Origin of the sequence: Flavobacterium limnosediminis JC2902, assembly GCF_000498535.1 — a bacterium.
Classification (GTDB): Bacteria; Bacteroidota; Bacteroidia; order Flavobacteriales; family Flavobacteriaceae; genus Flavobacterium; species Flavobacterium limnosediminis.
In genome coordinates this window covers 35,401-52,206 of the sequence record NZ_AVGG01000017.1, presented here as the reverse complement: position 1 = coordinate 52,206, position 16,806 = coordinate 35,401, and the positions used below count along the sequence as shown (strand labels likewise).

At 37.4% G+C, this 16,806-nt stretch carries 21 protein-coding genes; 12 read left to right on the top strand and 9 right to left on the bottom strand.

The window, feature by feature from the left end; genetic code table 11:
• Positions 1-16: 16 nt before the first annotated feature.
• On the bottom strand, positions 17-178 hold the full coding sequence (gene rpmH / locus FLJC2902T_RS16070; RefSeq protein ID WP_008464848.1) for a 50S ribosomal protein L34: 162 nt from the start codon (positions 176-178) through the stop codon (positions 17-19).
• A 251-nt stretch (positions 179-429) separates the two neighbouring features.
• Between rpmH and FLJC2902T_RS11155 the strand changes: the two genes are divergently transcribed.
• Together FLJC2902T_RS11155 and FLJC2902T_RS11150 are read left to right on the top strand one after the other, a co-directional pair.
• Positions 430-945, top strand: coding sequence for a hypothetical protein (locus FLJC2902T_RS11155; protein WP_023579900.1), 516 nt, complete (start codon positions 430-432; stop codon positions 943-945).
• A 145-nt stretch (positions 946-1,090) separates the two neighbouring features.
• Positions 1,091-1,792, top strand: coding sequence for a TlpA family protein disulfide reductase (locus tag FLJC2902T_RS11150; RefSeq protein WP_023579899.1), 702 nt, complete (start codon positions 1,091-1,093; stop codon positions 1,790-1,792).
• Here the strand turns inward: FLJC2902T_RS11150 and FLJC2902T_RS11145 are convergent, their stop codons facing one another.
• From FLJC2902T_RS11145 to FLJC2902T_RS11135, 3 genes are read right to left on the bottom strand one after another with little or no spacing between them, the layout of a single operon-like run.
• A complete protein-coding gene (locus FLJC2902T_RS11145; RefSeq protein ID WP_023579898.1) occupies positions 1,793-2,158 on the bottom strand; it encodes a sulfite exporter TauE/SafE family protein in 366 nt (121 codons plus the stop codon). It lies immediately after the preceding gene.
• An 11-nt stretch (positions 2,159-2,169) separates the two neighbouring features.
• Positions 2,170-3,063: a lytic transglycosylase domain-containing protein gene (locus FLJC2902T_RS11140; protein WP_023579897.1), complete on the bottom strand. Its 894-nt coding sequence runs from the start codon at positions 3,061-3,063 to the stop codon at positions 2,170-2,172.
• A 10-nt stretch (positions 3,064-3,073) separates the two neighbouring features.
• Positions 3,074-3,730, bottom strand: coding sequence for an alpha/beta fold hydrolase (locus FLJC2902T_RS11135; protein WP_035678444.1), 657 nt, complete (start codon positions 3,728-3,730; stop codon positions 3,074-3,076).
• A gap of 210 nt (positions 3,731-3,940) precedes the next feature.
• On the opposite strand from FLJC2902T_RS11135, the gene FLJC2902T_RS11130 reads away from it, so the two are divergent.
• The gene (locus tag FLJC2902T_RS11130; protein WP_023579895.1) at positions 3,941-4,225 is read left to right on the top strand and encodes a GNAT family N-acetyltransferase; all 285 of its coding nucleotides are present in this window, start codon (positions 3,941-3,943) and stop codon (positions 4,223-4,225) included.
• A 104-nt stretch (positions 4,226-4,329) separates the two neighbouring features.
• Here FLJC2902T_RS11130 and FLJC2902T_RS11125 read toward each other — a convergent pair whose 3' ends face one another.
• A complete protein-coding gene (locus tag FLJC2902T_RS11125) occupies positions 4,330-4,539 on the bottom strand; it encodes a hypothetical protein (RefSeq protein ID WP_023579894.1) in 210 nt (69 codons plus the stop codon).
• A gap of 170 nt (positions 4,540-4,709) precedes the next feature.
• On the opposite strand from FLJC2902T_RS11125, the gene FLJC2902T_RS11120 reads away from it, so the two are divergent.
• Positions 4,710-5,051: a bromodomain-containing protein gene (locus tag FLJC2902T_RS11120; RefSeq protein ID WP_023579892.1), complete on the top strand. Its 342-nt coding sequence runs from the start codon at positions 4,710-4,712 to the stop codon at positions 5,049-5,051.
• 101 nt (positions 5,052-5,152) lie between these two features.
• Here FLJC2902T_RS11120 and mtaB read toward each other — a convergent pair whose 3' ends face one another.
• On the bottom strand, positions 5,153-6,493 hold the full coding sequence (gene mtaB, locus FLJC2902T_RS11115) for a tRNA (N(6)-L-threonylcarbamoyladenosine(37)-C(2))-methylthiotransferase MtaB (RefSeq protein ID WP_023579891.1): 1,341 nt from the start codon (positions 6,491-6,493) through the stop codon (positions 5,153-5,155).
• 181 nt (positions 6,494-6,674) lie between these two features.
• Here mtaB and FLJC2902T_RS11110 point away from each other — a divergent pair, with 181 nt between their 5' ends.
• The gene (locus FLJC2902T_RS11110; RefSeq protein ID WP_023579889.1) at positions 6,675-6,875 is read left to right on the top strand and encodes a hypothetical protein; all 201 of its coding nucleotides are present in this window, start codon (positions 6,675-6,677) and stop codon (positions 6,873-6,875) included.
• Positions 6,876-6,963: 88 nt separating this feature from the next.
• On the opposite strand, the gene aspA is transcribed toward FLJC2902T_RS11110, so the two are convergent.
• From aspA to FLJC2902T_RS11095, 3 genes are all read right to left on the bottom strand, one after another.
• Entirely contained in the window at positions 6,964-8,358 is a 1,395-nt protein-coding gene (aspA, locus tag FLJC2902T_RS11105; RefSeq protein WP_023579888.1) for an aspartate ammonia-lyase, read from the bottom strand.
• 105 nt (positions 8,359-8,463) lie between these two features.
• Entirely contained in the window at positions 8,464-9,639 is a 1,176-nt protein-coding gene (locus tag FLJC2902T_RS11100; protein ID WP_023579887.1) for a GlmU family protein, read from the bottom strand.
• A gap of 108 nt (positions 9,640-9,747) precedes the next feature.
• Positions 9,748-9,999, bottom strand: coding sequence for a type B 50S ribosomal protein L31 (locus tag FLJC2902T_RS11095; protein WP_023570958.1), 252 nt, complete (start codon positions 9,997-9,999; stop codon positions 9,748-9,750).
• A 228-nt stretch (positions 10,000-10,227) separates the two neighbouring features.
• Between FLJC2902T_RS11095 and FLJC2902T_RS11090 the strand changes: the two genes are divergently transcribed.
• From FLJC2902T_RS11090 to FLJC2902T_RS11065, 7 genes are all read left to right on the top strand, one after another.
• Positions 10,228-10,758 carry a DUF4199 domain-containing protein gene (locus FLJC2902T_RS11090; protein WP_023579886.1) on the top strand — a complete coding sequence of 177 codons (531 nt, stop codon included), beginning with the start codon at positions 10,228-10,230 and terminating at the stop codon, positions 10,756-10,758.
• Positions 10,759-10,762: 4 nt separating this feature from the next.
• Positions 10,763-11,719: a glycosyltransferase family 2 protein gene (locus FLJC2902T_RS11085; RefSeq protein ID WP_023579885.1), complete on the top strand. Its 957-nt coding sequence runs from the start codon at positions 10,763-10,765 to the stop codon at positions 11,717-11,719.
• A gap of 143 nt (positions 11,720-11,862) precedes the next feature.
• Positions 11,863-12,066, top strand: a complete 204-nt coding sequence (locus FLJC2902T_RS16515) for an ORF6N domain-containing protein (RefSeq protein WP_245594752.1) — start codon at positions 11,863-11,865, stop codon at positions 12,064-12,066.
• A gap of 27 nt (positions 12,067-12,093) precedes the next feature.
• Positions 12,094-12,357: a hypothetical protein gene (locus FLJC2902T_RS16510; protein WP_023579883.1), complete on the top strand. Its 264-nt coding sequence runs from the start codon at positions 12,094-12,096 to the stop codon at positions 12,355-12,357.
• Between the two features lie 109 nt (positions 12,358-12,466).
• Positions 12,467-14,194, top strand: a complete 1,728-nt coding sequence (locus FLJC2902T_RS11075; protein ID WP_023579882.1) for a phospho-sugar mutase — start codon at positions 12,467-12,469, stop codon at positions 14,192-14,194.
• Entirely contained in the window at positions 14,194-16,023 is a 1,830-nt protein-coding gene (locus FLJC2902T_RS11070; protein WP_035678442.1) for an ABC transporter ATP-binding protein, read from the top strand. The genes FLJC2902T_RS11075 and FLJC2902T_RS11070 overlap by 1 nt, the downstream gene beginning before the upstream one ends.
• Positions 16,024-16,096: 73 nt before the next feature.
• Positions 16,097-16,798: a DUF2971 domain-containing protein gene (locus tag FLJC2902T_RS11065; protein WP_023579880.1), complete on the top strand. Its 702-nt coding sequence runs from the start codon at positions 16,097-16,099 to the stop codon at positions 16,796-16,798.
• Positions 16,799-16,806: the final 8 nt, after the last annotated feature.

Here is a 16,806-nt window from a genome sequence, read left to right as displayed (position 1 = left end):
ATGATTTAAAAAATCATTATTTTTTGTGTCTAGGCTCAGATGAAACCGTTAACTTATGTCTTCCTTTAGCTCTTCTTCTTGCTAATACTTTTCTTCCGTTAGCAGAAGCCATTCTATCCATGAAACCGTGTTTGTTTCTTCTTTTTCTTTTCGATGGTTGAAACGTTCTCTTACTCATTGCTTTTATCTTTAAATCGTGTTTTTAAATAGTTCCAGCTTTGAAATTAACCTCGCTTCAAAACCGAGTGCAAATATACAAAGACTTTTATTTCTGACAAGAGGTTTGATATTTTTTTTTCTCCTCACGCCATATATTTACAATTTAAACAGTTAGAACAAGTTTTAACCCGAATTATCATAGTTTAAAAAAAACTATTTCAGTTGCTCATTACTATTTATTACATTTGCAAACTTAAAAATAAAAACATTATGTTTCACAGAAATATTAAATTGATTATCGCCGGACTGATTATCGCCACAGGTATCTGGCAGTTTACTGAAAGCAACATCGGAAACGGAATTTTCCTTATCCTTTTCTCCCTGATTTTCATTTTATTGTACTTTAAAAACGAATTCATACTGTTGGCGTTCCTTCAGTTAAGAAAACAAAACATGGAAGGCGCACAGAAATGGCTATCCTACATCAAAAATCCGGAAACAGCCTTAATACGCAAACAACAGGGGTATTACAACTACCTTAACGGAATCATGGTATCACAAACCAATTTATCGGCAGCTGAAAAGTTTTTCAAAAAAGCCATTGAATTAGGTTTAAGCATGGATCAAGATTTGGCTTTGGCTAAATTGCAATTGGCAGGAATCGCCATGACACGAAGAAGAAAAGTGGAGGCTACCGGCTTATTGAACGAAGCCAAAAAACTGGACAAGCAAAACATGCTGAAAGATCAGATCAAAATGATGAAAGAACAAATGAAAAAAATATAACCACTTCATTATCAATACATTAAAAGCGCTTTCGAAGCGCTTTTTTTATTCCTGAATGTATTCTGACGACTATTTAAGCCACTCGTCGGGAAATAAAGTTATTCGCCGATTTTAAACGTAATTTTATCGGACAAAAACAAAGAAGATGCCGAAATTTTACTTAAAAATTATCGCTTTTTATCTTCTGTCTTATACAGTTACTGCACAAGACAACGCGCACATCTTGCTCTCCTACAACATCCACAAAAATATCAAACCTTATATAAAAGAAGCCAATGCCGCATTTGAAAGAGGCGATACCGATCTAGGCAAAAAAATGTTCGACTCCCTGATTCACAACTATCTCATCGGTACAAAATTTGACAATTTCAGCATTCAGCGCATCAATAAAAAACGACTTTTTCTCAACTCCTTCAAAAAACCGGTTTACCTGCTTACTTATACCTCATGGTGCCTTACAGCCAACGGAGAAATTCAGGCTTTAAACAAATTGGCAAAAAAATACCGGAAAGACATTCAGATTGTCGTGGTTTTCTGGAACAGAAAGGAGGAGATAAAAAAAATAGCTTCACAGTTTAACAGCCCGATTGAAGTCTGCTACGCCCACGAAACCTACAATAAAGACGATTTACTGGTTTCCACTTTAAAACACACCCTTGGCATTCCGACAACCTTTCTGATTGACGAAGGCATGAACCTGTTAGACATCAGGAGAGGCGGAATCAATCTGGGTTCAAAAATATCGTACGAAGAATCCTTTACACAGAATTACGATCGGTTTTATGACAGTATCAGTCCCTTGCTCATCAACGAAAACAGATACCAAAGCAGTGGCCTGTCAAAATAATTATTTTTCGAAAATCATTTTTCCGGCAACAATCAGCAATATTATCCCAAATATTTTTTTCAGCATTCTCTGATCGATAGTAATAGCAAGTTTGCTTCCGAAATAACCGCCAACCACAAAAAAGACAGCTATCAAAGCTGCATACCGCCAATCAAGATACCCTTCTTTGTAATAATTAAAAACTGCGGCGGCCGTTACCGGAACCACCAAAACTGCCAGACTGGTTCCCTGTGCCTGGTGTTGGGAAAACCCCAACAACAGTAAAAGCGGAACCATAACGATTCCGCCTCCAATTCCGATTAACCCACTCAACATACCGGCCAACAGGCCAATAGCCATTAAAGCAAAAAATGTAGCTAAGGTCATGGTTTTCATTTTTACTTGGTATATCCTTCTAACGGAATTTCTATAGTGTAAACTTTACCCGGCTGAATCACCAATTTCTTATCGCGCAACCATGGATTGTGAATTTTCAAGATCTTGTAATTAATTCCCTGTTCAATAGCAAATGTCGCCAAATCATCAATATTGGCAGTCACTTCAATTTTTTTGGTTGGAATTTGTGGATACAAAATTTCTGCAGGCAAAGCATAGCCGTATTTTTGTTGGTTTTGCATGATTTCTTTCAGTGCCAAAATTCTGAAAACGTAACGCGACGTTTCTTCATTCACGAGCAAATCGTAATAATCCGATACTTTCTGCGCTTCCATAAAACGATCCATTCCGTTCATTCCGCCGTTATAAGATGCCGCCGCCATAGTCCAGTTTCCGAATTTCGCTTTGGCTTTCAACAAATACTGACACGCCAATTCGGTTGATTTTTCCAGATGATAACGCTCGTCAACAATATCATTCACTTCCATTCCGAACTGTTTAGCCGTTTCAGGCATGAATTGCCACACTCCTTTCGCACCGGATGGCGATGTCACATTTATCAGACCACTTTCAATTACAGCCAGATATTTGAAATCATCCGGTACACCATTTTTCTTCAAAATAGGTTCGATAACCGGAAAGACACGATTGGCTCTTTTTATAACCAGCTCGGTTGTGGCATGCAGATTTATGTTTACGGTCAGCTCGCGGTCAAAACGCTCCCGGACATCAGAAATGCTCAACGGGGTTTTTTCACCTGCAAAATCTATAGTGACAGGAATTCTTGTAAATTCATACCCTTTATCGGATGTTTTTGCCGATGATGCGGCATAAATAAACACCCCACTCACAACTACCACTGCAGCAACTACCGCTGCTCTTTTAATCAACTTCATACGCCTTATTTTATTCGCTTATTATTCTCGGAAGGTTTTCATTCATCCATTTGTATTTAAACAGAATCATAGCATGTGTGCCTCCTTTTACCACTATACAATTTTTAATATTTTCGATTGGAAACACATCATCTTTATCGCCGTGAATATGAACAACTTTTTCATCAGCCACAGTTCTTTTCCAAATCAGCACATTTTCAATGGCCCAATCCAGGTATTTCACATCGTTTACCGAAAGATACATTTTATACAACACCAATCGCTCTTTCATTCTCTCATTCTTACTGTATTTAAGCAGGTATTCCACATTGGAAAACAAACGGGTCGGAATAAGTTTATACATTTTGGTGTTCTTCACGAACTTCATTCGCATGGGAAATTCCTTTTGACATTTGACACTCGAAATGATTATGGTCTTCCGAACCAGTCTGATTCTCGCAATTTCCTGAACCAGAATTCCTCCGAAGGAAACTCCAATCAAAACAGCATCTTCGTGTTTTATTTCAGCAGCCATTCGCTTGGCGTAATTCACAAGTGTTTCTTTTTTTTCAGGCAAAAACCACTCCAGAAGATAGATTTCAAACCGATCTTCCGGCAACTGTATTTTTTCAAAAATTTTCGGACTGGCCGCCAAACCCGGCATAAAATAAACAGGTATTTTGCTCATTGACTGGAAATTGAATTCTGTTAAACTTTAGCCTTGAAATTTTCATAAAAATAGCACTTTTTCCCAATTGCATAAGGTTTTCCATGACTTAAATTTTCGTTTAAAATCTAAAATAAGCCCGACTTTCCTCAATACCCTCAGAAACAGTTTGATATTGATTCTCAAATGAGTAACTTTGCAATGTAATTATACACGAACAAAACTCCTTAAATGATTATTAAAAACAATGAATTCTCAAGACAGTTTGAAACGACTGTTGATGGCCAGTTACTCACAGTTGAATATTCATTTCAGGAAAAAAAGATTTTTCTGTCGAGAGTGAATATTCCGGAGCAATTTGAAGGTTCGGAAACCATGTCGGATTTTTTAAAACAAATCCTGTTGGTAGCAGAAGAGAAAAAATGGAAAGTAGTTCCGATTCATCCGAAAGTTGCCGCTTTTTTCAGAAAGAATCCGGTTTACAGAGAATTACTTCCTCCAGGAATTAAGATTTAAGCTAAAAAAAATTGCTGAAAATTCTTCAGTCAGTTTAAAAATTAAAAAAGGTCGGTTTTGAAAAAAAACCGACCTTTTCTTATATCGACAGATTCCCCCTTTCCTTAATTAACCACAGGTTTTAACCTATTTACATAGAAGTAAAGTAAATAAAGTAATGAACCAACAAAAGGAAATGCAACAATCACAAAAAGCCAAAGAAAAAGCATCAGCTTTTTTTCCCTTCCAAACATCTTAACCAAAGAGAAGATTGTTAATGACAAATAAATCAGCAATAATACAATCACTCCCATAGGCGATAAAATTCCATACATAAGATTTGATTTTAAGGTTTCTACGAAAATACAGATTCATGAATCTCAAAAAAAAAATCTATAATTTTAAAACAAAAACCACCACTATTGTTGGTAAAATATTACAATTATCAATTTTGTTTTTAAACAAACTCTTTTTTATTTCTAAAAAATTAGTGTATTTTTAGCGCATGACACCAGAAGAATTCTACACCGATATCATTCATTTTTTTGAAAACATAGAAAAATACTACGGCAGCAAAACCGAAGTCACAGAAGGCATCTGCACTTCTGCCGGTGATTTTAATGCCGATTCATCCACATGGAATTTATTTGAATTTGACTTAGTTCGTTCCGCCTACCGAAAAAATGGCGACCGCTTTATGATGGAAGGTGAAAATTTGTACTACGAAATTGATGCCGGTTCCATTGTTTCTTTCTCACAACCGGGCAGAAATAAATTCGAATTCATCGAACAATTGGGAGAAAACGTATACCGGATTACCAAGGTGCGTTTTCATTATAAATATTAGAGAAAAAAAAAAGAAGCAAGAGACAAGAAGCAAGAAAAACAGATATTAATATCTACCTTCTTTTTTCTCATCCCTTGCTTCTTGTCTCTTGCTTCTTGCTTCTATTCTCTATCCCTCACTTCCGCATTCAAAAATTCCATTCGCACACTTCCGTCTTCATCAATTCTTGTCAGAGTAATTTCATGTAACGTATTCACCAATTCCGGGTTCCATGGCGTTTTTACTTTTACGTAATTTTCGGTAAATCCGTGGATATAACCCTCTTTGTTTTCCCCTTCAAACAATACTGTTCTGTTGGTCCCGATCTGACCTTCGTAAAATGCTCGTCTTTTCTTAACCGAAAGTCCGCGTAACATCTTACTTCGTTTTGCACGTACATTCGCCGGAACAACACCTTCCATTTCGGTAGCCTCGGTATTATCTCTTTCCGAATATGTAAAAACGTGTAAATACGAAATATCCAGTTCATTCAGAAAATGATATGTTTCCAGGAACAGTTCGTCTGTTTCTCCAGGAAATCCAACTATAACATCCACACCAATGCAGGCATGTGGCATCACCTCACGGATTTTAGCAACCCGTTCTGTGTACAGCTCGCGCATGTAACGACGTTTCATTTTTTTCAGAATCTCATTACTTCCCGATTGTAGCGGAATATGAAAATGCGGTACAAACGTTCGGCTTTGCGCGACAAAATCGATGGTTTCATTTTTTAACAGGTTCGGTTCAATAGACGAAATTCGCAAACGCTCGATTCCTTCCACTTTATCCAGATTCTGAACCAGTTCGTAAAACGTATGTTCGTGTTTCTTATTTCCGAATTCCCCTTTACCGTAATCACCGATATTTACACCGGTTAATACGATTTCCCGGATTCCCTGTTGGGAAATTTCTTTGGCATTTTTCAGCACGTTTTCCATCGTGTCGCTACGGGAAATTCCGCGCGCCAAAGGAATGGTACAATACGTACATTTATAATCGCAACCGTCCTGAACTTTCAAAAAGGCACGGGTCCTGTCGCCAATCGAGTAACTGCCCACATAAAAATCGGCTTCTTCAATTTCACAGGAATGCACCTCGCCCATATCGTTTTTGGACAAATCATTGATGTAATCGGTAATTTTAAATTTTTCTGTGGCGCCTAAAACAAGGTCTACACCATCCACATCGGCAAGTTCTTCGGGTTTTAACTGCGCGTAACAACCAACTGCGGCAACGAAGGCTTTATCATTTAGCTTCATTGCTTTTTTAACAATCTGTTTGAATTGCTTATCGGCATTTTCGGTAACCGAACAGGTGTTGATCACATAAATATCGGCAACCTCTTCAAAATCAACACGATCAAAACCTTCGTCCTGAAAATTACGTGCAATGGTTGACGTTTCTGAGAAATTCAGTTTACAGCCCAAGGTGTAAAAAGCGACTTTTTTTCTGTTTTCCATAAGATAGCTTAATTAATGAAATCGTTGTCAAAAATTAAGAGCGCAAATTTACACACAAATATTCATCCGATAAAATTATTAACCGGCTATATTTCAATTATTTGGAAACTCTCAAACAAAAAACATAAGCCATTAAGAATTAACCTGTTGAATTTAGTAGCTTTGAAAAAAATACATTAAAATGAAAAAAGTAATAGCGCTTTTACTATTTTCTTCATTAACATCATTCTCATCATCAGATGTTTATATCTGTGTAAGTCCAAATGCTAAAAAATACCATTACAAAGAAAACTGCTTATCGAATTGCAAACATGAAATTAAGAAAGTCACTAAATCTTCGGCGCTGGATAAAGGCTTAGAACTTTGCGGATGGGAAGACTGACCAAAATAAGTCTAAACAACTATCTGAAATCTAAATCCGCATCCCATAAAAAAAAGCCACGATTGATATTTCATGGCTTTTTAAATCGCTAACTTTTTTTAGGGGCCAGCATATTTTCCGGATTCAGAATATCGTCAATCTGCTCTTTCGATAAGATATTGTGTTCCAATACCAGATTATAGACACTTTTTCCTGTTTCCAAAGCTTCTTTAGCAATTTTAGTACTGTTTTTATAACCGATGTACGGATTCAAAGCCGTCACGATTCCGATGCTGTGCAATACCATTTCGCGGCAATGCTCCTCATTGGCTGTGATACCGTCGATGCATTTCTGGCGCAACGTATCCATTCCGTTCGTCAGCAATTGCATGGATTCCATAATCGCATAGGTCAATACCGGTTCCATTACGTTTAATTGCAACTGACCGGCTTCGGCAGCCATGGTTACGGTCAAATCATTTCCGATGACACGGAAGCAAACCTGATTCATCACTTCGGGAATTACCGGATTAACTTTTCCGGGCATGATGGAAGAACCTGGTTGCATTGGCGGTAAGTTAATTTCGTTCAAGCCACAGCGCGGTCCTGAGGAAAGCAGGCGCAAATCATTACAGATCTTCGAGATTTTAATCGCCATACGTTTCAAAGCCGAGGAATAAATCACATAAGCTCCTGTATCCGGAGTCGCTTCAATTAAGTTGGGAGCGGAAACAATCGCCAAACCTGTGACTTTTGCCAAATTTTCAGCACACAGTTTTGCATACCCCGGAGCGGCATTGAGTCCGGTTCCGATGGCGGTTGCTCCCATATTGGTTTCCAGAAACAAATTGGAATTCTGAGTTAAACGATCGATTTCTTCTTCCAACGTTACCGCAAAAGCTTCGAATTCCTGACCCAATGTCATTGGTACGGCATCCTGCAATTGGGTTCTTCCCATTTTCAGAACGCTTTTGAATTCCTCACCTTTTTTTCGGAACGAATCAATCAAATCCTTCAAATGACCGATCAATTGCATATTGGAATTAACCCCTGCTATTCGAATGGCAGTAGGATAAGCATCATTAGTGGATTGTGACAAGTTCACATGATCATTAGGAGAACAATATTGATATTCGCCTTTCTGATATCCCATCAATTCCAGAGCGCGGTTCGCCAAAACCTCGTTGATATTCATATTAGTGGAAGTTCCTGCGCCACCCTGAATCATGTCGATCGGAAACTCCAGGTTAAACTTTTCGGATATAACTTCTTTAGCGGCCTCCACAATAGCATTTTTGAGTTTCTCATCCAATAAACCCAATTGAAAATTAGTTTCAGCGGCCGCCCATTTCACATACGCTAATCCTTTGATAAATTCCGGAAACTGATACAATTTCACACCGGATATATGAAAATTATCTATAGCTCTTTGCGTCTGAATTCCGTAATAAGCCTTGGCGGGAATCTGCATGTCTCCCAATAAATCGTTCTCTGTTCTGTACATGATTTTCAAAGTTTAGAGAATAAATTTACAAAAAAAACCACGACTGTTTTCACAATCGTGGTGTTATAATTTGCTTAAAGTTTAAGCTACTTTATATTTTTAAGATTACTCTTTTCTCCACTTTTTCGATTCCTCAAAAACATGTTCTAAAATAGCAGCATCCTGTTCAGTGAAGTCCACATGACGACGGGACATTACAATTTTCGCGGTTTCGAAAGCTTTTTTGGTAATATAGGTTGTAAATCCGGATGCACCACCCCAGGAGAAACTCGGTATAAAATTACGAGGGAATCCGCTGCCGAAAATATTGGTACTCACCCCTACAACAGTTCCGGTGTTAAACATCGTATTGATACCGCATTTACTGTGATCACCCATCATTAATCCGCAAAATTGAAGACCTGTTTTTTCAAAGCCTCCAGTTTCATAGCTCCACAACTTTACTTCTTCGTAATTGTTCTTCAGGTTCGAATTATTACTATCGGCACCGATATTACACCATTCACCCAAAACCGAATTCCCCAAGAATCCGTCATGGCCTTTATTGGAATACCCGAAAAGCACCGAGTTATTCACTTCACCGCCAATACGGCAATGTGGCCCAACCGTAGTTGCACCGTATACTTTAGTAGCTAATTTCACCAACGCCTCTTCACACAAGGCAAAAGGTCCACGAATTACGGAACCTTCCATAATTTCGGCATTTTTCCCGATATAAATAGGACCTGTGGAAGCGTTTAACGTTACGAATTCCAGTTTTGCTCCTTCTTCGATAAAGATATTTTCCGGCGAAATTACGTTGACACTTTTCGGAATCGGTTGCGAGAAACGACCTTCGGTAATCAGTTCAAAATCTTCGCGTAAGGCAGCATCGTTTTTCTGAAAGATATCCCACGTATGTTCTATTTTCAGACATTCTTCAGTATACTGAATAATTTCATAGGTGTCAAAATCAACTTCTTCCTGATTTTCATGACTAAAAAAAGCTACTACTTCGTCGTTACTGAAAATAGCCTGATTAGCTTCGAGGGAACGAACCATTTCCGAAAGTATTTCATTAGGCAAAAACGAGGCGTTAATCATCACGTTTTCTTCCATTTCCACCATGGGAAATTTCTCCATCAGGTATTCTTCCGTTAAGGTGGTTGTGGTGTATCCTAAATATTTCTCCCATTTTTCACGAATAGTCAAAATCCCGATACGGATATCGGCAACAGGTCGGGTAAACGTAAAGGGAAGTAACGCATCGCGAACAGTTCCGTCAAAAAGTATATAGTTCATGTTTTTAGTTGCTGAGTTTCTGAGTTGCTAAGTTACAAAGTTTTCTGTCAGATAAAAACAAAAAAGCCTCTCAAAACTGAGAGGCTTTCGTATATCTTAAAACAGCGATTATTTGCTGAATTTAGCGTATTTGTTTTTGAATTTATCAATACGACCTGCTGTATCGATAAGTTTAGATTTACCTGTATAGAAAGGGTGAGATGTTCTTGAGATCTCCATTTTGTATACTGGGTATTCAACACCATCAACAGTGATTGTATCTTTAGTTTCAACAGTAGATTTAGTGATGAACACGTCTTCGTTTGACATATCTTTAAATGCTACTAATCTGTAATTTTCCGGGTGAATTCCTTTTTTCATGGTAAATCGTTTTTATTAATTGGCTGCAAACCGTCCTGATGCTTTTATTCTGTAAAAGGTATAAACGTTTGCAACTTTTTGTTTATAATCTTTATTATTTCAGGGTGCAAATGTACAACTAATTTTTAAAAATCAAATTATTGTGTAACTTTTTTTCAACTTCGTTAACTAACCTAAGATAGCACAGAATTCTTATATTTGTAAATTATTTAAACCAAAAACAAAACTATGAACGAAGTAATCAAAAAAAACGGAGTAAATTACGGAATAATCATCGGAATTATTTCAATCCTTATTACTGCATCAATTTACGCAATTGACTTGAAATTATTCATCAACATGTGGATTGGAATTACAAGCATCATTCTTTTTTTAATTATTGGGATAGTTTTGGTATCAAAAACAAAAAAACAATTAAATGGCTTAATTACTTTTAAAGAAGCCTTTACCGTTTACTTTATTGCAGGGGCTATCGGAGCCACTATGTCCGTTTTATTTAACATTTTACTTTTCAATGCAATTGATCCCGAAGCCAAAGAAACTATAAATACGTTGGCTATTGAATATTCTGTAGAAATGATGAAAAAATTCAACACACCAACAGAAACTATAACAAAAGCAGTTGAAGACATGCAGAATAAAGACAACTATTCTGTAATGAACTTATTAAAAGGGCTTGTTTTCAGCTTCGTATTTACTGCAATTTTCGGTTCAATTTTAGCCTTGATTTTCAGAAACAAACAATCGAATTTAGAATAATTCAATGAATTTATCCATTATAATTCCTTTACTCAACGAGCAGGAATCACTACCCGAGCTCCATTCGTGGATTGCAAAAGTCATGAAAGAAAATAATTTCTCCTATGAAGTTATTTTCATCGACGATGGAAGCACCGACAATTCTTGGAGCCTTATCGAGCAACTTTCTGCCACGAACACCAATGTAAAAGGAATAAGGTTTTTACGGAATTACGGAAAATCACAAGCGCTTCACGCCGGTTTTGCCAAAGCACAAGGCGATGTTATCATCACCATGGATGCCGATTTACAGGACAGTCCGGACGAAATTCCAGGGCTTTTCAACATGATTACCAACGACAATTACGATTTGGTTTCGGGTTGGAAAAAGAAACGCTATGATTCGGTTGTTGCTAAAAACCTGCCTTCAAAGTTATTTAACTGGGCGGCACGAAAAACGTCGGGCGTTAAACTGAATGATTTTAACTGCGGACTGAAAGCCTACAAAAACATAGTAGTGAAAAACGTGGAAGTTTCCGGCGAAATGCACCGTTATATCCCTGTTTTAGCAAAAAATGCAGGATTTGGAAAGATTGGTGAAAAAGTGGTAATTCATCAGGCACGAAAATACGGGTCGACCAAATTCGGCATGGAACGTTTCATTAACGGCTTTTTGGATCTGATCACGATTTGGTTTATTTCGAAATTCGGAAAACGTCCGATGCATCTTTTTGGCGCGTTGGGCGTGGTGATGTTCCTTATCGGATTTTTATCTGCCGGATACATCGGTATCATGAAATTATACAAGATATACAGCCATGAAACCGCTATTTTAGTAACCAACAACCCATGGTTTTATATTGCCCTGACCACGATGATTATAGGAACACAACTCTTCCTTGCCGGTTTTTTAGGCGAAATCATCCTGCGAACCAAAAACAACGAGGAACGCTATAAGATAGCGAATGAGATAAATATATAATTTTAAAAAACGAATTTCATTAATTGATACAAATCGATTTATAAAAACAAATATAATCTTTAAGGTCACAAATTGAGTCCTTAAAAACTTGAGGCCGAAAATTGCGACCTCAAGTCAATTACAACTTAAAAATACAAGCCAAAATGAATAATTTAGAAGCCATTAGAAGTAAAATCCACGAAATTCGTGGTCAAAACGTAATGTTAGATTTTGATTTAGCGACATTATACGGTGTTGAAAACAAAAGACTTAAAGCATCTGTCAGACGAAACATAAATCGATTTCCCGAAGATTTCATGTTTGAATTAACTGAAAAGGAGTTCGCAAACTTGAGGTCGAAATTTTAGTCCTCAAGTTATGGAGGATTAAGATATATGCCATTCGCATTTACCGAACAAGGAATAGCTATGCTTTCAAGTGTATTAAACAGTGAAAAAGCAATTGAAGTCAACATCTCTATTATTAGGGCTTTTGTTACTTTTAGGCAATTTTCCTTAACATATAATGAATTAAAAGACAGAATTATTGAAATAGAAAATCAGTTTCCTGACATTTACAAAGCATTGAATTATCTAGTTGAAAAAGACAAGACAATCGAAGAGAATACAAACAGGCCCCAAATTGGGTATAAAAAATAAAGATCACACATAGGTTTAGCCCTGTCCCGATAGGTATCGGGAGCAGTGGATCTCGTCTTTTGGGACGAGAGAAACGAAAAGCAGGAATAGCTCCTAAAAAAATAATATAATGCACATTGAACAAGCAATTTTAGACCAGGTAAACATTTGGCTAACACCAACTTTTGATAACGATACCCACGAAGCAATTCGTGAAATGATGACCACTGCCCCGAAAGAACTTGAAGACAGTTTTTATAAAAATCTGGAATTCGGAACCGGCGGTATGCGTGGTATTATGGGCGTGGGCACGAATCGCATCAATAAATATACCTTAGGAAAAAACACACAGGGATTATCTGATTATTTAAAGAAGTCATTCCCAGGCGAACAATTAAAAGTGGCGATTGCCTACGATTGCCGTCATAACAGTGATACGCTGGCGAAAGTAGTGGCTGATGTATTTTCGGCGAACGGAATTAAGGTTTATCTTTTTTCCGACTTGCGTCCGACTCCCGAATTATCGTTCGCGGTAAAATATTTAGGCTGCCATTCCGGAATTGTGCTGACCGCCTCACATAATCCGCCGGAATACAACGGATACAAAGTCTATTGGCAAGACGGTGGCCAATTGGTTCCGCCTCAGGACAACGAAATTATTCAGATAATTGAAGCACTGGATTACAGTGAAATAAAATTTGAAGCAAACGATGATTTAATCGAATACATAGACACAGAAATTGACGAAGCTTTTATCAATTCAACGATTGAAAATGCCACGTTTAACACTTCGGCCTCAGCCAAAGAGAACCTTAAGATTGTTTTCACTTCGCTTCACGGCACTTCCATTAAATTGGTTCCGGCTGTTTTAGCAAAAGCAGGCTATCCGAATGTAGAAATCGTTAAAGAGCAGGCTGAACCTGATGGAAATTTCCCGACGGTAAAATCGCCAAATCCCGAAGAACCGGAAGCTTTAGCCATAGCCATGGAACTGGCAAAACAAACCAACGCAGATATTGTTGTGGGAACCGACCCTGACTCTGACCGATTAGGCGTTGCGGTTCGTGATACCAACGGCAAAATGACATTATTGAACGGCAACCAAACCATGGTTGTCATGACACAATTTCTGCTTCAGCAATGGAAAAAACAAGGAAAACTGACCGGTACAGAATTTGTTGGATCCACAATCGTTTCCACTCCAATGATATTGGAATTGGCTTCGGCCTACGACATTGAATGCAAAGTTGGTTTGACCGGCTTCAAATGGATTGCCAAAATGATTAAGGATTTTCCTGATCAGAAATTCATTGGCGGCGGCGAAGAAAGTTTCGGGTATATGGTTGGCGATTCGGTTCGGGATAAAGATGCAGTGGCTTCAACTCTTTTAATCTGCGAAATTGCGGCTCAGGCCAAAGAAAAAGGAAGTTCCGTTTATCAGGAATTGCTTCAGTTATATGTTGATTTCGGTTTTTACAAAGAAAACCTGATTTCAATCACCAAAAAAGGAATTGAAGGAGCGAACGAAATCAAAAAAATGATGGTGGATTTACGTGAAAATCCGGTACGCGAAATAAACGGAGAACGTGTGGTATGCATCGAAGACTATCAGAATTCGACGGTACGTAATTTGTTTACCGATGAAATTGAGCCCATTACCATTCCGAAATCGGATGTATTGATATATTATCTGGAAGACGGAAGTAAAATTTGTGCACGCCCAAGTGGTACGGAACCTAAAATAAAATTCTATTTCAGTGTAAACTGTGCCATTGAAACAGTTACCGATGTTCCCGAAGCCGAAGCTTATTTAGATACAAAAATCAAAAATATTATTGCTGAAATGCAATTGAACTAATGGATACAAACCTTATAAAATTACTCCCTTACACAAAACCTTACAAATCACACATTATTTGGAATGTGATTTTTAATATTTTGTATGCCTTGTTTAGTACTATTTCTATGGTAACAATGTTTCCTCTATTGGAAGTTTTGTTTAAAACCAGTAAGGAAATCACAAAAAAACCAATCTATACGGGTATTAGCAACTTAATGGATTACGGGAAGGAGTTATTATATTTTCACATCACAAATTTAAATAAGGAACACGGGCCACAGTATGCTCTTTTGCTGGCTGTAACCTTGGTTATCACAACATTTTTATTCAAAAACTTATTTAATTATTTGGCATCTTACCATATCATGCACCTTAAAAATGGTGTTTTGAGAGATTTGCGAAAAAAGATGTTTAACAAAATCATAGAGCTTCCTATTTCTTATTATTCCGAAAAACGCAAAGGCGATGTAATGGCGAGAATGCTGGGTGATGTCAACGAAGTGCAAAATTCATTTTTCTCTATTTTGGAATTGATTGTTAAAGAGCCACTAACCATTGTGTTTGCAATCTGCACCATGTTTAACATCAGTATCAAATTAACATTATTTGTTTTTATATTCATTCCAATATCCGGATTTATTATTTCAAGAATTGGAAAAAATCTGAAATCAAAATCCATACGTGCACAAAGTGAAAGCGGTTATCTTATTTCAATCGTAGAAGAAAGTTTAGGCGGCTTAAAAGTCGTGAAAAGCTATAATGCCGAACCAACCTTTAAGAATCACTTCAATGATTCCATAAACCGTATATTAAAACTATCCAACAGCATAGGTAACAAAAACAATCTGGCCTCACCAATGAGTGAATTTATGGGAATAGTCACTATTGCTATTTTACTATGGTATGGAGGGAATTTAGTATTGGTAGAAAAAACACTTGAAGGATCTCTATTTTTAGTTTATATGTTACTCGCATATAACATTCTTACCCCGGCAAAAGCAATATCAAAAGCTTCCTATTCCGTAAAGAACGGACTGGCAGCAGCAGAACGTGTTTTTGAAGTGTTAGAAGTGGAAAACACAATTACCAGCATACCAAACGCTATTGAAAAAACAACTTTTGAAAATACGATTTCAATTGAGAATATCAACTTCCGATATGAAGATGAAAACGTCTTAAAGAATTTCTCTTTGGATGTTCCGAAAGGAAAAACAGTAGCGTTAGTGGGACAATCCGGAAGTGGAAAAAGTACGATTGCCAACTTACTGACGCGTTTTTACGATGTGCAGGAAGGAACCATAAAAATCGATGATGTTGACATCAAAGACATGAATCTACAGTCGCTTCGCGGCTTAATGGGATTGGTTACCCAAGACAGCATCCTGTTTAACGACACGATAAAAAACAATATTCTTTTAGGTAATCAAAATGCTACAGACGATGAAATCATTGAAGCGTTGAAAATAGCAAATGCCTATGAATTCGTTAAAGACCTTCCTAACGGAATAGAAACCAATGTCGGAGATGCCGGAAACAAACTTTCGGGAGGACAAAAACAACGCTTATCCATTGCCAGAGCCGTTCTGAAAAACCCACCAATCATGATTTTGGACGAGGCTACATCGGCATTAGATACGGAAAGCGAAAAATTTGTTCAGGTGGCATTGGAAAACATGATGCAAAACAGAACTTCCATTGTGATTGCGCACCGTCTTTCCACCATTCAAAAAGCCGATACGATTGTCGTAATGCAAAAAGGGGAAATCGTAGAACAGGGAACACACGACGAATTATTAGCCAAAAACGGAACCTATTCCAAATTAGTGATGATGCAGTCTTTTGAGTAGAGAATTATACTGCTTAGATTATTAGATCGCTAAGTAATGTTCTGATTTCTAACTCGTAATTCATAATTTCTTCATGTATACAAACAACCCAAACATCAAAATCCCTGAAAATCCGGATACCATTATCTGGAAATACATGGATTTGTCTAAGTTTTTAGACCTGTTGATTTCGGGTAAAATGTTTATGTCACGATCGGATAAGTTTGAAGACCAGTACGAGGGCACCTTCAGTGAGCCTACATTTGAAGAGATCAAAAAAATATCCGAGAACAACCCGAAGTTTTTGGACTATTATAAATCACACCGCGAAAATGTGGTCATCAGCAGTTGGCACACCAACGAATATGAAAGCTTTGCCATGTGGCAGATTTTCACCAAAAACAACGAAGGCTTAGCAATACAATCAACAATAGGAAGACTCAAAGAAGCCCTGCGGGAGGAAAAGTACACGGAACAATATATCGGAGAAGTAAATTACATCGACTACAAAAAAGAACTGATTCCTTTTGACGATGCGTTCTTCCCTTTTCTTTTCAAGCGGAAAAGTTTTCAGTATGAAAATGAAATCCGCATTATTTCCGATGTTACATCTCAGAAATTAAGCATCAACGACGGGTTGAAAATAAATGTGGACATCAACAAAATGATTGAAAAAATCTACATCCATCCCAAAAGTGAAAACTGGTATAAAAAATTAGTAATCGAAGTCGTTTCCAAGCTGGGCTTCGACTTTGAAATAGAAAAATCAGATCTGGAAAGCGATATTCTGATTTAAATCAGCAC

What these genes read in the sequence shown, in the direction of transcription:
- rpmH (WP_008464848.1), bottom strand. Translation starts at nt 178, where the DNA reads ATGAGTAAGAGAACGTTTCAACCATCGAAAAGAAAAAGAAGAAACAAA.
- FLJC2902T_RS11155 (WP_023579900.1), top strand. Translation starts at nt 430, where the DNA reads ATGTTTCACAGAAATATTAAATTGATTATCGCCGGACTGATTATCGCC.
- FLJC2902T_RS11150 (WP_023579899.1), top strand. Translation starts at nt 1,091, where the DNA reads ATGCCGAAATTTTACTTAAAAATTATCGCTTTTTATCTTCTGTCTTAT.
- FLJC2902T_RS11145 (WP_023579898.1), bottom strand. Translation starts at nt 2,158, where the DNA reads ATGACCTTAGCTACATTTTTTGCTTTAATGGCTATTGGCCTGTTGGCC.
- FLJC2902T_RS11140 (WP_023579897.1), bottom strand. Translation starts at nt 3,063, where the DNA reads ATGAAGTTGATTAAAAGAGCAGCGGTAGTTGCTGCAGTGGTAGTTGTG.
- FLJC2902T_RS11135 (WP_035678444.1), bottom strand. Translation starts at nt 3,730, where the DNA reads ATGAGCAAAATACCTGTTTATTTTATGCCGGGTTTGGCGGCCAGTCCG.
- FLJC2902T_RS11130 (WP_023579895.1), top strand. Translation starts at nt 3,941, where the DNA reads ATGATTATTAAAAACAATGAATTCTCAAGACAGTTTGAAACGACTGTT.
- FLJC2902T_RS11125 (WP_023579894.1), bottom strand. Translation starts at nt 4,539, where the DNA reads ATGTATGGAATTTTATCGCCTATGGGAGTGATTGTATTATTGCTGATT.
- FLJC2902T_RS11120 (WP_023579892.1), top strand. Translation starts at nt 4,710, where the DNA reads ATGACACCAGAAGAATTCTACACCGATATCATTCATTTTTTTGAAAAC.
- mtaB (WP_023579891.1), bottom strand. Translation starts at nt 6,493, where the DNA reads ATGGAAAACAGAAAAAAAGTCGCTTTTTACACCTTGGGCTGTAAACTG.
- FLJC2902T_RS11110 (WP_023579889.1), top strand. Translation starts at nt 6,675, where the DNA reads ATGAAAAAAGTAATAGCGCTTTTACTATTTTCTTCATTAACATCATTC.
- aspA (WP_023579888.1), bottom strand. Translation starts at nt 8,358, where the DNA reads ATGTACAGAACAGAGAACGATTTATTGGGAGACATGCAGATTCCCGCC.
- FLJC2902T_RS11100 (WP_023579887.1), bottom strand. Translation starts at nt 9,639, where the DNA reads ATGAACTATATACTTTTTGACGGAACTGTTCGCGATGCGTTACTTCCC.
- FLJC2902T_RS11095 (WP_023570958.1), bottom strand. Translation starts at nt 9,999, where the DNA reads ATGAAAAAAGGAATTCACCCGGAAAATTACAGATTAGTAGCATTTAAA.
- FLJC2902T_RS11090 (WP_023579886.1), top strand. Translation starts at nt 10,228, where the DNA reads ATGAACGAAGTAATCAAAAAAAACGGAGTAAATTACGGAATAATCATC.
- FLJC2902T_RS11085 (WP_023579885.1), top strand. Translation starts at nt 10,763, where the DNA reads ATGAATTTATCCATTATAATTCCTTTACTCAACGAGCAGGAATCACTA.
- FLJC2902T_RS16515 (WP_245594752.1), top strand. Translation starts at nt 11,863, where the DNA reads ATGAATAATTTAGAAGCCATTAGAAGTAAAATCCACGAAATTCGTGGT.
- FLJC2902T_RS16510 (WP_023579883.1), top strand. Translation starts at nt 12,094, where the DNA reads ATGCCATTCGCATTTACCGAACAAGGAATAGCTATGCTTTCAAGTGTA.
- FLJC2902T_RS11075 (WP_023579882.1), top strand. Translation starts at nt 12,467, where the DNA reads ATGCACATTGAACAAGCAATTTTAGACCAGGTAAACATTTGGCTAACA.
- FLJC2902T_RS11070 (WP_035678442.1), top strand. Translation starts at nt 14,194, where the DNA reads ATGGATACAAACCTTATAAAATTACTCCCTTACACAAAACCTTACAAA.
- FLJC2902T_RS11065 (WP_023579880.1), top strand. Translation starts at nt 16,097, where the DNA reads ATGTATACAAACAACCCAAACATCAAAATCCCTGAAAATCCGGATACC.